The sequence below is a fragment of the Rathayibacter sp. VKM Ac-2762 genome, from assembly GCF_009866585.1.
Lineage (GTDB): Bacteria > Actinomycetota > Actinomycetes > Actinomycetales > Microbacteriaceae > Rathayibacter.
In genome coordinates this window covers 2,152,719-2,167,585 of record NZ_CP047419.1, presented here as the reverse complement: position 1 = coordinate 2,167,585, position 14,867 = coordinate 2,152,719, and the positions used below count along the sequence as shown (strand labels likewise).

The following is a 14,867-nucleotide window of genomic DNA, read 5'->3' as shown; positions in this document are numbered from 1 at the left end:
CCGCCATGCCTCGACCTCTCCGCCCGACCACCGACGACGCCCGACGCCTCGGCATCCACCTCCGCCGCGCCCGCATCGAACGTGGCATCCGCCAGGAAGACCTCGCCCGCTACGCCGACGTCGGCACCGCCACCCTCCGCCGCATCGAAAGCGGCGGCCAGGACAACCCCAGCCTCTTCGTCATCTTCCGACTCCTCGACCAGCTCGACCTCCCCATGGCGACCCTCGACACGATCCTCCGCCCCGGCAGCGGAACCAATCACGAGACGCTGCAGAACACCCCCGAGGGCGCCGGTCGGCTCGGGCCGTCGACAGGTTGGTCAGAGCTAGCCACGTCCGATCGGTAGGGGAGGACCGGGCTAACGCCCGTCTCGGCCGTCTGCCGACAGTCACCCGCGTCCCACAAGGGGATCTTCTTACGGGAGGCCGACTGCGCAGCCGAAACCGACAATCTGGAATCCGCACGGCCGGTGTTGACGGCAGCGCCTGGTTTCGGTGGTCTAGCCGAATGCCCCCTGCATCGCCAGATCCGTCAGCGCTGACACCGCCGCACCTGCCGCGCTGGACACGGCGGCAACACTGAGCTTGTCGGCAACCGCGCGCAACCTGCCGGCGCGTTTAACAACCTCCCCCGTCTCCGGCTGAGGCTTAGACACCGCCTCCCGCAGCTCGGCGAGAGCGTCTTCGACCTCCGTGGTGTCCACGTCAGCGCTGTCGGCAGCGCGTTGCACGGCAGCCAGAAGCGCTAGAACGTCCTCAACGCTCAATCCGGCTGACGCCCGCGCACCCGCGCCAATTGCAGTAGGTCCAGACGGCTTCACGACCGTGGTCGTGTAGATGTCACCCACATGCCCAATGCGCTGCAACATTGCCGCGTCGACCGCCTCACGGCTCGGGAGCTCCGCCAACGGAGTCGCAACAGTCAGGTCAGCGATCAGGTCAACGAGCTTCGTGCGAATTTGCCCGAGGAGATCGGCGAACACTGATCCAGGGAGAACGTAGGACAAGTTGACGATCGACTGGAACGCTCTTAGCTCGCGGTTCCATAGCGCCTGGGCCGCCGCCAGACCAGCAGGCTTGAACTGCACCGACTTGTTCCCCGCCAGCTGCTCGAGCTCCTCCACCGGCTGCATCAGAAGCAGGTACTCTGTCACGTACTCCCGAGCGGCGGCCGGCACGTCGAACCGGGTGACAGTCTGCCCCGTCGTCCACGTGTTCCCACTGATGGAATCCATCGTCATCGGTGCGCCCGGGACCTTGCGGTACTCAGGCAGCGACAGATCGTCCGGGTAGCCGTTCAGCTCTAGGCGCGCCCAGTCCCGCAACGAGCGGGAGCCCGTCTCCGCGCCAAGAAGCAGGCACTTCCGCAGCAGGCCCGCCAAAGGCTCGCCCTCGTCGAGCGCGCGCTCCCGAAGTGACCGCAGTAAGGAATCCGTCATAGCCCGGAGCGTACGTGCCACCTCCGACAGGTGTCCCGTAAGAGGATCGTTGGCCGGTCGCTAACCTCGTGGCCGCGCCTTATTCGCCAGCCACCCGCCGAGTATGATTGCCGCGAAAATCAGCAGCGTGCCCACCGGCGTGACCCAGTCGAGCGCCGGCTCTCCGAGCGCGGCCGCGATCAGCGGGCACGCGACCGCGGCGCAGCTCAATGCCACGACGGTCCACCAGGACCGCAACGTCCACCGCTTGTCCGGCGACTGGTTCTCGTTCGCGTCGTCTCGACCGGTTCCGAGCTCATGTGCCACGACCGCAGCCTGGCATACCCAGCGCCTGGGTCTCCATTGCTCAGCGGCAAGGTGCGGTAGTCCCACAGGGGGATCGTCCACCGGTCGCCGGGATCAAGTTTGCGTCAGCCACTCCTCCTAGGGTTTTACGTCTCCCAGGTGAACTTGATTGCCCCCGCGTTCTGCGCCGCAGTAACGACGATGAGAACGATCCCGGCGGTGACTAGTGCAGTGGCTACCAGCCAGAGCCAGCCGCGTGCTCGAGGTCCCGAACGCAAGCGCCACCATCCCTGCGCGCCGCAACCGAGTGCCGCGACAGAGACGTACACGACGCCTCCCCACCGAGCGAACTCGGTCATTTGAACGCCGAGCAGGGCCCCGCCCCACACGACCACGATCACCACCCCGGCCAAGCCGGCCGAGAGTAGCCACAGAGCAGACGCAGCAAACTGGCGCCAGTCTTCGGGTACTGCCTCGTTCTCGGGGTGTTCTCGGTGGAACTGCTCGCGGTAGCGCTCGACCGAAGGGAGCAGGTCGCGTAATTGCTGGGGAAGATCAGTGGTGGGGAGTGCGAGGAACTTGGGGAGATCACGGGCGAGCAGGCCGGCTCCTGCTAGCAGGCGCGCGGCGCGGTCGCGCTCGAAGTCTGAAGTCTGACCATCGAGAGCGAGCCCCCATCGCCCGGCCTGGTCGGGTGCGCCGATCTCGCGGTATCTCGTGATCAGAGCGAGTCTCGTGGGCTGTTCCGACGGGAACCGCCGCACGTGAGCGCAGAGGAGATCGAGGGCGGCTGCGCGGCGACCTTCTCTCCACAGCTCATCGGCTCGCTCGATCGCCGCCGCTCCGTCCACGCGCTCATCGTCGCACCTTCCATTAGTCAGGCGAACTGCTGTTCCGTATGGGGATCGTTCACCGGTCGCGTATCCAGCTACGGGCAGCGGTAGGTCTTCGCAAAGTCGGTTGCCGTGAACTGCCTTCCCTCGGTCATCGAGTTGAGCGACGGGCAGATGTCGTTGGTGTGTGCCGCTAGGAAGGGGGTGGCTGGTTGTGGGACGCAGCCGTAGTCCTGGTCGGGCTGGTCGAGGATGCGCAGCTGACCTGTTTCCCCGGCGGCGAGGTGAAGATCGGACCAGGAGCAGGACCAGGTAAGTGAGGCTCCGGTGTCGTTGGTGATGCTGACGTAGTGCGAAGGGCCATGCACTCCGAACAGCAGATCACCCACCCACAGAACCGCGGCTGCCAGGACGGCTAGAGCGCCCAGCACGATCGACAGTCTCACCAACCGTCGTTGGCGGGGTGGTGTCTGCCGGTCCGCCGAGAGGTCGCTCGGATCCCAGCTGTCCAGGCGTTTAACCACGACGCATCCACCCCTCAATGCAGCGAGAAGCGGCCTCGACCGCCGGCGAGCTCTTCTCCTTGAGTCCGCCCATGGGAGAACAGTAGGCGTGATGCGGCTCACGCCACGAGGAGTAACCGCCTCGCGACCGAGAGCGTTCCGTTAGGGGATCGCTCAGCGGGCCATCGAGCCGGCGGGTGCTGCTGCCAGATCCATCACCTTTGCTTCGAGCTCGAGCTGGCGTACTGGCGCAGCGAGCCCGTGGTCACGGGTGGTAGATCGACCACTCCGTCTCGGGCAGTTCCTGCACGTCATCGACGATCCGCACTCGCCAGCCGGCGTCGGTGCGTTCCTCGAGTTCGCCGCGCAGGATCTCCGGCGTCCACCCGTCTCGGGTGCTGACGTATCGGACGAAGCGCAGGTGCTGGCCGGGCTGAGGGTTCACGGGGCCGCCTTTGGACATGACCCTATTCTCTGCGCGGCAGGTGTCGGGAACCTGGGGTTGCGGAGTACTGCTCTCGGCCGCGCTGTGCGTCGCAGCCGAGAGCAGGCCGGCACCGACGACCCCTCGTCGGTCTGCCGCTCGCGGCGTCATCGAAGTCCCCACTTCTCGACCGCATCGCACCATTAGACACGACGTGCCAACACCGCGACACTCACGCACCGCCGCGAGCAGCGAAGGTCAGCTGCTGGAGCGGCCGCTCCGGGATTGCCTACACCTCGCGAGGGTGCATACACTTAATCGAATCGATTCGATCCTCCCTCTGAGGTGAGGGAGCCCAGCACAAGGGAAGATCTCATGACCGAGCACTTCGACCTGGTCATCTTCGATTGCGACGGGGTCCTCGTTGATAGCGAGATCCTCGCCGTCGAGGTGGACAAGCGCATCCTCGCCGAGTTCGGGTGGCACCTGACGACGGAGGAAGTCGTCGAGAAGTTCATGGGTAAGTCTTCCGCCGCCTTCACCGCTCACCTCGAGGAGCACCTCGGCTACCGGCTGCCTTCCGATTGGGACGAGCGGTACAAGCCTTGGTTCTTCGACGCCTTCGAGTCGAGCCTGCAGCCGGTGGAGGGTATCGAGGCCGCGCTGACAGAGATCTCCGCCCGAACCTGTGTCGCGTCGAGCGGCAGTCACGAGAAGTTGCGTAAGACGCTGGGGCTGACGAATCTTTATTCTCGCTTCGAGGGGAGGATCTTCAGCGCATCGGAAGTCGCTCACGGCAAGCCGGAGCCCGACCTCTTCCTGCATGCGGCAGCACGGATGGGCGTCCCCGCGGACCGGTGCGTTGTCGTCGAGGACAGTAAGTACGGCGTACGCGCTGCACGCGCTGCAGGCATGTATGCGTTCGGCTACGCGGGTGGTCTCACTCCACCGGAATGGCTGGAGAACGAGGGCGCGACGGTGTTCACCACCATGGCGGACCTCCCCGAGCTCCTTCGTTCACGCGGCCCGGAGTAGTATCCGGAGCTCCCGGACCCGGCGCTGAGAGCTCAACGGGCGCGCCTGTTTTCGTGTCTCGATAGCCGATGGGTAACCGGACACATGACCTGGCAGACACTGCTTCTTCCCGCGGACGCCAGAAGCCCCGTCCGCAGTGCGGACGGGGCTCTCGGTGTGTGGCTGGTGGTCACTCGGTGTCGGAGCGCTCTCCGGCGATGATGTTCGTGTGGATCTGGCCGAGTCCGTCGGCGCGGGTGACGATCTCGTCGCCGGGCTGAAGGTAGACGCCGGCGTCGTGGGCGTCGCGGACGTAGACCTGGAGTGCGGAGTCGACGATGGAGTCGGCGTTGGTGCCGAAGCTGGCGGCGTATTCCATGAAGCCGAGGATGCGCTGGCGGGTGTCGGGTGCGCGGTAGACGACACCCTCGGGGGTGCCGCTTTGGAGGATGGTGCCCTGAGCGATGACGCCGGCGTTCGGGGTGAGGGGGGTGGCCTGGCCGTCGCTGTCCCAGGTGTGGTCGCCGCTGGCGAGGGTCTTCTCGATCATCGTGTTCGCGTCCCAGACCATGTTCTTGGGGAGGGCGCGCTGGCGGAGGTCGCCGTTGACGAAGAGGTCGAGCTGGAGGTCCTGGTAGTAGCTCTGCCAGTCGGCGGGGATGACGAACAGGTCGCCGGTGCTGAGGAAGCCGGGCTGGCTCTTGGCGTTGGTGAAGCCGATGCCGCCGGTGAGGTCGTCGGGTTCGATCTGGCTGGCGAGCAGCTCTCGGTCGGTCCAGTCGTTGGAGAGGATCAGCCCCATGTGGTCAGGGATTCCGGTCTCGGCGGTGATGTCGTTCAGAGGGACGAGGCCGAGTTCGACCTCGTAGTCGAGGAGGCCGTCGCCGGCGAGGAGAGGCTCATCGGAGTCGGTGAGGGCGCCGATCTTGGGGAAGAGGAAGGGCTCCTCGGTGGTCGATTCGGCCTGGTGCTCGATGTAGTTGGTGCCGGTGCCAACGTGGTGGGTGTGCGTCTCGAGCGCGGTCAGCACGTCGGAGGCGTCGACCGTGACCGGCGCGAGCGTGGTGTCGTCGGCGATTCCGGCGATGGTGGCGTAGCCGAGGGTGTTGAAGGCCTCGATCGGCTCGGTGAAGGCGGTGCCGGCGGCTGCGTTGATGTCGACGCCGTTGATCGTGCCGTTTTCGTAGCTGGTCACGGCGAGGAGCGTGGGGCCGGAGCCGGTGTCGATGCGAGCGAAGGTGAGCGCGGTCGCCGTGTCGGCGACGTTGACGCCCTCGGTGGCGTCGGCGGCGATGGTCTCGGAGTAGACGAGGGGGAACTCGGCCGGCATGGCACGGACGACGCCGTAGGAGCCGAGTCCGGCGATGATGAGGCCGGCGGTGATGAGGCCGGTGATGGTGAGCCCCTTGCGGTGGCGGCGGGCGAAGGACGAGGTCGGGGCGGGGGTCTGGGTGCGAGCGTTCATGGCGGTTCTCCTTGGTGTGGGTCGGTGTTTCTTGCTGCGACCACAAGTTAGGAGTGCGCCATGGTGCGGAAGATCACCCGCTCGGTCCGCTCTGCCCGTACCGCCGTAGGGGTCTGAGGAACCCCTTCACGTGCAACGGGTGTGTCTGCGTCAGGACGAGGTGCCGGGGGTGACCAGGCCGGTGTCGTAGGCGAGCATGACGGCGTGGATCCGGTCGCGGAGCTGCAGCTTGGACATGATCCGGCTGACGTGCGTCTTGGCGGTCTGCTCGGCCATGAACAGGGCCTTGCCGATCTCGGCGTTGGAGCGGCCGGTGGCGATGAGAAGGAACACCTCCCTCTCCCGGTCGGTGAGGCCGTTAAACACGCTGGTGGAGGTGAGGTTCGCGGGCTTGCGTTGAATGAAGTCCTCGATGAGGCGCCGGGTGACCTTCGGGGCGAGGAGCGAGTCGCCGGCGGCGACGACGCGGACGGCGTTCGCGAGCTCGGCCGCGTCGGCGTCTTTGAGAAGGAAGCCGCTCGCACCCGCCTCCAGCGCCGCGTACACGTACTCGTCGATGTCGAACGTGGTCAGCATGACCACGTTCGGGACGTTCGCCGGCCCGGTGGGCTGGGTGAGGCGCCGGGTCGCTTCGATGCCGTCCATCTTCGGCATGCGCACGTCCATCAGCACGACGTCGGGGCCGAGGACCCTGTTGCGGGACAGCGCCTCCTCCCCGTCTGCGGCTTCTCCGACGACGGTGATGTCCGGTTCGGCGCCGAGGATGGCGCTGAGACCGGCACGGTACATGGGCTGGTCATCGACCACGAGCACGCGGATGGTCATGGGGTCCCTCTCTCGGGCGTGATGGTGACGGGGATGCGCGCATCGACGAGGAAGCCCCCGTCGGACGCGGGGCCGGCTTTGAGCCGGCCGCCGAGGAGCTCGACGCGCTCTCGCATGCCGCGAAGGCCCTCTCCACCCCGGTCCGGGGACGTTCCACCGGCTGAGTCCGTCGATGGCAGTCGCGGCGCGTTGTGCACGAGCACGCCGAGGCGGCCATCCCCGGCAGTGATGGACACCCGAGTGGCGGCACCGGGCGCGTGTCGGACGACGTTGCTCAGCGCCTCCTGCACGATGCGATACACCGTGAGCTGTACGACCGGGCTCGTCCGGGCGAGCTGAGGATCGATGTCCATGTCCACGGTCAGTCCGGCACGGACGGTGGCGTCGACGAGGTCGGGGACGTCGACGAGCTGCGGCTGCGGTGCCCGGTCTGCGTCCCGCTCGGAGCGGAGCGCGCCGAGGAGCTGGCGCATCTCTCCCAGCGCGGTCCGCGCGGACAGGGCGATGTCTCCGAACTCCGCATCGACCGTCGACCGGTCCGCGTCGCGGAGGCGGATCGGCGCGGATAGGGCCTGCATGTGGATCAGCGACATGCTGTGCGCGACGACATCGTGCAGCTCGCGAGCGATCCGCGCACGCTCCTCGACGTGCAGCCGACGGGCCTGCTCGAGCTCGACGTCCCTCCGGGCACGGGCGAGGTCCTCGCGGATGCGGCGCCGCTGCCCGAGCGCGATGGCGGTGGCGAGGATGGCGGCGGTGCAGGTGGCGTGGATGGTGAGGTTCGTACCCCACTGGTCCGGGATCGCATACCGGGCAGGAGAGGTGGCGATGACGATCACGAGGACCACGATGCTCGCCCACCACGTGGCGACCGAGACCGTCCATCGCTCGCGGATGCCGAGCAGCAGAATCAGGCCGCCGAGGGAGATGAGCCCGGTCACCGGCACCGGCCACGGCTCACCGTCGGAGTCCCGGGTCGCGAGGGCGAGAGCGGCCACCGCGGCCAGCTGCAGCACAGCACCCGATCGAGGGCGGGTGACCGCGAGGATCAGGGATCCGCACTGGATGGTGGCGAGGACGAACGCGACGACCAGGTCGAGCTCGTACACGGCACTGGTGATGGGGACCGCCGCCGTGTACAGCGCGGTGCCCCCGAGCGCGACGAGACACCAAGCCCAGAACGGGAGCGGTGCCCGGACGCTCGACGCAGAACGAGAGGCTGCGCGGTCGGTCATCGAATGCCGTCGGGCCGGGGTGCGTCGCGGTCCTGGTCGGTCATGTCGGTCCCCTCTGCCGGCCGAAGTTCGATCCGCACGGTCGTGCTCGAGATCTGCCCGCTCGATTTCCATCCGGGTCCGGCTCAGTCAAGCACGCGACCGAGGGCCCGCTCGTGGTGTCGGTGGCCGATCGTCTCGAAGCCGACGATGGACACGGCGGGCGCCGCGGTGATGACCAGCAGGCACGCCCCGATGGGGGCGCCGGTGACGGCGAGGATCACCGCCACTCCGAGGACGGCGACGGTGGCGGAGAGCAGCCAGAGGTGCAGCGCGGAGACGGTTCGTAGCATCCCCGCGTAGAGCCATGAGACCACGGCGGCGAAGACGAGCACGGGGAGGACGATCGCCAGCACGGCGCCGAGGATGCCGATCTCGCTGTCGCCCTCGATGACGTACGCAGCGACGTGCAGACCTGCTCCTGTGGAGGTGATGGATCCGTAGACCAGGAAGTGGAGGTAGCCCCATGCCCGCATCCGGTCGCGGTGTCGCTCGAGGACGGCGCCGGAGGGGAGGAGGAAGTAGATCCACCACAGCCCGAACGCGAGCCCCACACCGGCGATCACGACGAGGATCGCTTCCGCGCTCAGACCCTGCCGTTCGATCAGCACGCTGACGGCCGCGACGGTGCCGAAGATCACCTCGCCCAGCGCGATGATGGTCAGCAGCCCGTGGCGTTCAGCGACATGACGGGCGTGCCACGGGGTGCCGGCGGTCTTCCGCTCGGCGAGCACCGGCCCCGCCGTCTCGACCACCAGCAGGCCCACGGCCAGAGCGACGAACTGCGCGCTCGATTGCGAGGTGAGCGTGAGAACGATCCAGCCCACCTGGGCGGCGCCGACGAAGAGCACGTAGGTGAGCGCCGTCCGTCGACGTTCCGGGTCCTGCTTCACGACACGCAGCCACTGGGCGATCATCGCGAGTCGCATGAGCACGTAGCCGCTGAGGGAGACGGAGTTGCCGGTCGAGTCACCGGAATCGAAGGATGCGAACCAGGCGGGCAGTCCGAGCGCCAGGACGACGACGCCGACCATATGGATCAGCGTCGTCAGCCGGTAGACCCAGTCGTCCGTGTCGTACGCCGACGCGAACCAGGAGAAGCTCATCCACGCCCAGCTGATGCTCGCGACCGCGAACCCCATCGACAGGAGCCCCGACTGCCAATGGCCGTCGGCGACGGCATGGGCGAACTGATCACCGGCGATGCCGAACGAGACGACGAAGGCCAGGTCGAACAGCAGCTCGAGCGGCGTCGCCGATCTGTGCGGATCGGCGGTGTCCCGTCCGGACATCCGCACCGGTCGGTGCGCGCTGCCGCTCCTCACCTCGCCGGGGATCCCCTCCGCTGGGTCTTCACCCCGTGGCGGGGTGCGCTGGAGGGTCGGCACATCTCCACAGGGGATCTCAGGCAGCTCGCGCATCACGTCGTCCGCTTCCTGTGCCGCGTATCAGCGGGTCGCGGCGGTCGCAGCGGCGATAACCGGGAACGTCACGCCGGTGAGCTCCTCGGACACCGTCCAGAGGCGCTGCTGGATCACGTGGTCGTGGGAGGCGGTGCTGGATGCGACGAGCTTGGGGTGGCCGCGGACCTCGCCGCGGCCACTGGGGCCGTAGTACTGGGCACCGAGGACACCGAGGTCCGTCGCCGCGCGGACAGTGGGAAGGGCGCTCATCTCGGGCACCTGCGTGAGCAGCGGCGCGAGCCACCCGACGGGCACCCGCAATGCCGCGGGGGTGTTCCGGGTGAGCTCGGTGTTGGACACGCCCGGGTGGGCGGCGACGGCGATGGTGGTGCCGTGTGCAGCGAGCCGGCGCTGCAACTCGTAGGTGAACATCAGATTGGCGAGCTTGGCCTGGCCGTAGGCGGCGGCGCGGCTGTAGGAGTGCTCCCACTGGAGGTCGTCGAAGTGGATGGCGGCCTGTATGCGGTGCCCGGTGCTGCTGACCGTCACGACGCGGGATCCCCGCACGGGCAGGAGCCGGTCGAGCAGCAGCCCGGTGAGGGCGAAGTGGCCGAGGTGGTTGGTGCCGAACTGCAGCTCGAAGCCGTCGGCGGTGGTCCTCTTCGGCGTGTACATCACGCCGGCGTTGTTGATGAGCAGGTCGATGCGAGGGAAGGCTTCCCGCAGGTCGGCCGCCGCGTCGCGGACCGAGTCCAGCGAGGTGAGGTCCAGGGCCTGCACGCGGACGTCGCCTGCGATGCGGGCCGCGGCCTGCTCGCCCTTCTCGACGTCGCGAACGGCGAGAACGACCTCCGCGCCGTGCTCGGCGAGCATGCGGGCGGTCTCGAAGCCAAGACCGGTATTAGCGCCGGTGACGATCGCCACGCGTCCCTGCTGGTCGGGGATGCTCTGCTCGTTCCAGGTGTCGTTCATGATGCTCCTTCAAAGTACCGATGGTCTGTTGATGTCCGCAACGTTAGGAGACCGGTGGTGCGTTGTCAAGAGACAGCCGGTCTCTAGTAGCATCGGCGTATGACATTCCAACGTGCGCGCAGCGAAGAGCAACGCGAGATCCGACGGACGGCGATCCTGGACACCGCCGCTGCGATGCTCGACGAGATGCCTGTCGCGGACATCTCCCTCAACGAGCTGAGCCGCCGCGTGGGATTGGCGAAGTCGAACGTGCTCCGCTACTTCGAGTCCCGCGAGGCGGTGCTGCTCGAGCTGCTGGACGACCACTTCGGCAGGTGGCTGCAGGAGCTCGACGACCAGCTGCAGACCAGCGTGGAAGCGCAGGCTGACCTGACGTCTCGGGCGCACCGGCTGGCCGACGTCCTCAGCCGATCCCTCGCAGACCAGTCCACGATGCTCGACCTCTTCGGTGCGCAAGGCGGAGTCCTCGAGCACAACGTCTCCACGGAGGTCGTCCGACGGCACAAGCGCTCCTCGCTGGGTCGGCTCGCGACCATGACGGACCTCGTAACTCGCCACCTTCCCGAGCTCGGTGAGGACGCGCAGTTCTTCTGTTTCATGACATTGGTGTCGGCAGGAGCGCTGGCAACCTACGTGCCGCCCCCGGCGAGCCTTCTCGCCGCATACGCGGACGAACCCGAGCTCGGCGTACTGAACCTCGACCTGCGGCAGGCGCTCCGGGACTCGATCACGTCGACGCTCCTCGGCACCCTGCCGCGATCCTGATCTGGATAGACACGCGCGCGAAAATCGGAGTGCGCTCAGACGAGAGTGTCCGGTTGGGGATGGTTCTCCGGTACACGCGCACGCAGCAGAACCGGCCGCGGGATCCCGCGGCTCGCAGTGTCCCGACAACCCCGTCCGATGAAGAGTCCCGCTGAGGCACCCCACCCGGGACGGTACTCGTGGCGACCCGACGAAGGCGAGCTGCTCAGAGGCGCCGCTGCCTGTGTGCTCCGTCCGTCCGTGACGGCGACGTGTTCCGGCGGAACGACGCCCTCGGCGACCTGCGGAAAGACGCCCTCGGCGACCTCCGGGTCGGGCCGCGGCCGTCGCTCGCCGAGACCGAGACGGCGCTCGGCATCGAAAGCGATCCCGGCGACCCTCCCTCCGCCCGGCCGCCCGGCCGCTCGAGCAGCGGGGGAGCGCCCCCGGTCTCGTGGTGAACGTTCACGCGCAGGATACGCGCCGCACTTGTCCCGACCCCTCCCGCCCGCCTACCGTGGTGCGTGAACGTTCACGCCGACGACGCCGCGAAAGGGTCCCCATGACCGACTCCACCCCGACCACTCCCGCACCCGGCTGGGCCGTGCTCGGCCCCGGCAGCATCGCGCGCCGGTTCCTCTCCCAGCTGCCGGCGAGCGACCGCGGCGCCCGGCTCGTCGCGGCGGGCAGCTCCGACCCGGGGCGAGCCGCGGCCTTCGCCGCCGAGGCCGTCGAGCACGGCTTCGCGGACGCGACCGCCGGCGATTACGCCGCGGTCCTCGCCGATCCGCGGGTCACCGCGGTCTACATCTCCACCGTGCACACGGGTCACGCCGCGCTCGTCCTGCAGGCGCTCGAGGCCGGCAAGGCCGTGCTCTGCGAGAAGCCGCTCGCCGTCAACCACGGCACGGCGATGGCCCTGGTCGATGCCGCGCGCAGCGCCGGTCTGCCGCTGGTCGAGGCGTACATGTACCGCTTCCACCCGCAGACGGCCGCGCTGCTCGAACTCGTCCGCGACGGCGCGATCGGCGAGGTCGTGCACATCGACGCCTCCTTCTCCTTCCGCACCCCGTCCCGCGAGGGCCGCCTGTACGACGTCGCGACGGCCGGAGGAGGCGTCCTCGACGTCGGCGGGTACACCGTCACCGCCGCGGCGGCCGTGGTGCAGGCCGCGAGCGGTGCCGCCGTCGCGGAGCCCGTCGAGTTCGACGCGAGGGGCAGCCTCGGCCCGACCGGCGTCGACGAGTGGAGCGTCGCCCGCGCGACCTACCGCGGCGGCATCACCGCGACCCTCCGCACCGGAGTGGCGCTCGACGACGTGAACGCCCTCACGATCCACGGGACGCGCGGCCGGCTGCACGTGGCCGACCCGTGGTTCGGTGCGTCCGACGCGGGCATCGAGATCAGCGTCGTGGGGGAGGAGCCGCGCATCCTCACGTTCGAGGGGGAGAGCCCCTACGCGCTCGAGGCGGACGCGACGACCGACGCCCTGGCGGCCGGATCCGTCGAGGCGCCGCAGATGACGCTCGAGGAGACGCTCGCGACGGCCCGCACGCTCGACCGCTGGCGCGCCGCGATCGGCCTGCGCTTCCCGTTCGAGGCCGAGACCGCGGACATCCCGACGGTGTCCGGACGGCCGCTGAGCGTCGCGTCGGACACCCCGATGCTCTTCGGCGAGATCCCCGGTGTCGGCAAGCGGATGTCGCGGCTCGTGATGGGCGTCGACAACCAGCCGGATCTGGCGCACGCCTCGGCGATCTTCGACGCGTTCGTCGAGCAGGGCGGCACCGCCTTCGACACCGGCTACATCTACGGCGACGGCGAGATGGAGGGCCGCCTCGGCCGGTGGATCCGCAACCGCGGCATCCGCGAGGACGTCGTCGTGATCACCAAGGGCGCGCACACCCCCTACTGCGACCCGGAGTCGCTCTCCCGGCAGCTGCTCGAGAGCCTCGAGCGGCAGGGCACCGACTACGCCGACATCTACCTGATGCACCGCGACAACCTCGAGGTGCCGGTGGGCGAGTTCGTCGACGTGATGGACGAGCACCAGCGCGCCGGGCGGATCCGCGCCTACGGCGTCTCGAACTGGACGCCGGCGCGCTTCGACGAGGCGCAGGAGTACGCCCGCACTCACGGGCGGGCCGGGTTCCAGGCGCTGAGCGACCACTTCGGCCTAGCCGAGGCGTACGACGTGCCGTGGGAGGGCTGCGTCCACGTCACCGACCGGGCGTCAAAGGAGTGGCTGGTCGAGCGGCAGATCCCACTGCTGCCGTGGTCCTCGCAGGCCCGCGGCTTCTTCACCGGCCGCGCCCGCCCGGACGACACCAGCGACGCCGAGCTGGTGCGCTGCTACTACGGGCCGGACAACTTCGAGCGCCTGCGCCGGGCCGAGCAGCTGGCGGCCGAGCACGGCGTCGGAGCGACGGCGATCGCGCTGGCCTACGTGCTCGCGCAGCCGTTCCCCACCTTCCCGCTCTTCGGGCCGCGCACGATCACCGAGCTGCGCTCGTCGATGCGCGGTCTGTCGATCGAGCTGACCCCGGAGCAGACGGCATGGCTCGACCTCCGCGCCTGAGCGGTGCCGAGGCCGGCGGCCGCGCGACGATCCACGACGTCGCGGCCGCCGCCGGGGTCTCCCGACAGACCGTCACCCGGGCGATGAACGGCATGCCGGGCATCAGCGAGGAGACGAAGCGGCGGGTCCTCGACGCCGCGGAGCAGCTGTCCTACCGCCCGTCGCGGTTCGGCCGCGGCCTGGTCACCGGCGGCGAGCACCAGCTCGGGCTCGTCGTCGACGACCTGCGGAATCCGTGGTCGCCGGAGCTCGCCTCGGCCGTCGTCCGGGTCGCGGCGGCGCGGGGCTGGAACGTGTCGCTCGCGGACGTGGGCCTCGCCGCCGACTCCGACCGGATGATCCAGGCGCTGGGCGCGCAGACCGACGCGGTGATCGGCACCTTCGGCGATCGTGCTGCGGAGTGGATCGAGCGGCTCGGCTCCGTGCCCGTCGTCGAGCTCGACCCGACCGGCGACCCGCTGCGCGCCGCGGTGCTGCTCGACCACTCCGAGGCCGTTGAGGCGCTGGCCGAGCACCTGGCGGGAGCGGGCGTGAGGCGCCCGGTGGTCGTCGACGTCTCGCGAGATGCCCGGCCGAGCCGGCGAGCGGAGCTTCTGATCCGGGCCTTCGCCGCGCGCGGACTCGAGGCCTCCGTCGTCCGCGCCGAGGGCCCCACCGCCCAGGCGGCCGCGGACGCGACCGAGCGGATCATCGCCCGCCCACGGGTCGCCGACGCGATCGTCGCGTTCAACGACCTCTGCGCGCTCGGCGTGCTCTCCGCCTGCCGTCGGGCGGGCGTCGACGTGCCCGGCGACATCCGGGTGGTCGGCATCGACGGCCTCTCGATCGGGCGGCTCCTCGCACCGACGCTGACCACCCTCGCCGTCGACCTCGACGAGCTCGCGCGGCACGCCCTCGACCTCGCGGTCGCCATGATCGCCGGCGAGCTCACCCCGGGAGGCCCGAACGTCCACCGCACCGTCCGCCACCAGCTGGTGCTCCGCGAGTCCGCCTGATCGCCCGCCGATCGCGCGGACGGACTCGCCCGCGTGCGCGGCGCGGATCTCCTCGCCAGCGGCTCGATACTCAGCTGGGCGATCCGGTCACCGGTCCGCGAGCTCGTCCAGCG

Annotated in this window: 15 protein-coding genes; 5 read left to right on the top strand and 10 right to left on the bottom strand. The window is 69.0% G+C overall.

Annotation, left to right across the window (positions count from 1 at the left end):
- Positions 1–5 precede the first annotated feature (5 nt).
- The gene (locus GTU71_RS10190; protein ID WP_159939887.1) at positions 6–347 is read left to right on the top strand and encodes a helix-turn-helix transcriptional regulator; all 342 of its coding nucleotides are present in this window, start codon (positions 6–8) and stop codon (positions 345–347) included.
- 153 nt (positions 348–500) lie between these two features.
- Here GTU71_RS10190 and GTU71_RS10185 read toward each other — a convergent pair whose 3' ends face one another.
- The 5 genes from GTU71_RS10185 to GTU71_RS10165 all read right to left on the bottom strand — a co-directional run bounded on the left by GTU71_RS10185 (position 501) and on the right by GTU71_RS10165 (position 3,523).
- Positions 501–1,439, bottom strand: coding sequence for a hypothetical protein (locus GTU71_RS10185; protein WP_159939885.1), 939 nt, complete (start codon positions 1,437–1,439; stop codon positions 501–503).
- Between the two features lie 60 nt (positions 1,440–1,499).
- A complete protein-coding gene (locus GTU71_RS10180; protein ID WP_159939883.1) occupies positions 1,500–1,745 on the bottom strand; it encodes a hypothetical protein in 246 nt (81 codons plus the stop codon).
- A 125-nt stretch (positions 1,746–1,870) separates the two neighbouring features.
- Entirely contained in the window at positions 1,871–2,575 is a 705-nt protein-coding gene (locus GTU71_RS10175) for a hypothetical protein (protein WP_159939881.1), read from the bottom strand.
- 77 nt (positions 2,576–2,652) lie between these two features.
- Positions 2,653–3,003, bottom strand: coding sequence for a hypothetical protein (locus tag GTU71_RS10170; protein WP_159939879.1), 351 nt, complete (start codon positions 3,001–3,003; stop codon positions 2,653–2,655).
- 322 nt (positions 3,004–3,325) lie between these two features.
- Positions 3,326–3,523, bottom strand: a complete 198-nt coding sequence (locus GTU71_RS10165) for a hypothetical protein (RefSeq protein ID WP_159939876.1) — start codon at positions 3,521–3,523, stop codon at positions 3,326–3,328.
- Positions 3,524–3,859: 336 nt separating this feature from the next.
- On the opposite strand from GTU71_RS10165, the gene GTU71_RS10160 reads away from it, so the two are divergent.
- On the top strand, positions 3,860–4,519 hold the full coding sequence (locus tag GTU71_RS10160; protein ID WP_159939874.1) for an HAD family hydrolase: 660 nt from the start codon (positions 3,860–3,862) through the stop codon (positions 4,517–4,519).
- A 169-nt stretch (positions 4,520–4,688) separates the two neighbouring features.
- On the opposite strand, the gene GTU71_RS10155 is transcribed toward GTU71_RS10160, so the two are convergent.
- The 5 genes from GTU71_RS10155 to GTU71_RS10135 form a co-directional block, all read right to left on the bottom strand.
- Positions 4,689–5,963 (bottom strand): fumarylacetoacetate hydrolase family protein, encoded by a 1,275-nt coding sequence (locus GTU71_RS10155; protein ID WP_159939872.1) that lies wholly within the window; start codon positions 5,961–5,963, stop codon positions 4,689–4,691.
- Between the two features lie 150 nt (positions 5,964–6,113).
- Positions 6,114–6,788 carry a response regulator transcription factor gene (locus GTU71_RS10150; protein WP_159939870.1) on the bottom strand — a complete coding sequence of 225 codons (675 nt, stop codon included), beginning with the start codon at positions 6,786–6,788 and terminating at the stop codon, positions 6,114–6,116.
- Complete coding sequence (locus GTU71_RS10145) at positions 6,785–8,023, bottom strand: sensor histidine kinase (protein ID WP_159939868.1); 1,239 nt, start codon at positions 8,021–8,023, stop codon at positions 6,785–6,787. Before GTU71_RS10145 ends, GTU71_RS10150 begins: the two co-directional genes overlap by 4 nt.
- A gap of 125 nt (positions 8,024–8,148) precedes the next feature.
- Positions 8,149–9,354, bottom strand: a complete 1,206-nt coding sequence (locus GTU71_RS10140) for a low temperature requirement protein A (RefSeq protein ID WP_159939866.1) — start codon at positions 9,352–9,354, stop codon at positions 8,149–8,151.
- 156 nt (positions 9,355–9,510) lie between these two features.
- The gene (locus GTU71_RS10135; RefSeq protein WP_159939864.1) at positions 9,511–10,437 is read right to left on the bottom strand and encodes an SDR family NAD(P)-dependent oxidoreductase; all 927 of its coding nucleotides are present in this window, start codon (positions 10,435–10,437) and stop codon (positions 9,511–9,513) included.
- A 99-nt stretch (positions 10,438–10,536) separates the two neighbouring features.
- Between GTU71_RS10135 and GTU71_RS10130 the strand changes: the two genes are divergently transcribed.
- From GTU71_RS10130 to GTU71_RS10120, 3 genes are all read left to right on the top strand, one after another.
- Positions 10,537–11,202 carry a TetR family transcriptional regulator gene (locus GTU71_RS10130; protein ID WP_159939862.1) on the top strand — a complete coding sequence of 222 codons (666 nt, stop codon included), beginning with the start codon at positions 10,537–10,539 and terminating at the stop codon, positions 11,200–11,202.
- Positions 11,203–11,743: 541 nt separating this feature from the next.
- The gene (locus GTU71_RS10125) at positions 11,744–13,759 is read left to right on the top strand and encodes an aldo/keto reductase (protein WP_159939860.1); all 2,016 of its coding nucleotides are present in this window, start codon (positions 11,744–11,746) and stop codon (positions 13,757–13,759) included.
- Entirely contained in the window at positions 13,738–14,754 is a 1,017-nt protein-coding gene (locus tag GTU71_RS10120; protein WP_159939858.1) for a LacI family DNA-binding transcriptional regulator, read from the top strand. Before GTU71_RS10125 ends, GTU71_RS10120 begins: the two co-directional genes overlap by 22 nt.
- Positions 14,755–14,867 lie beyond the last annotated feature (113 nt).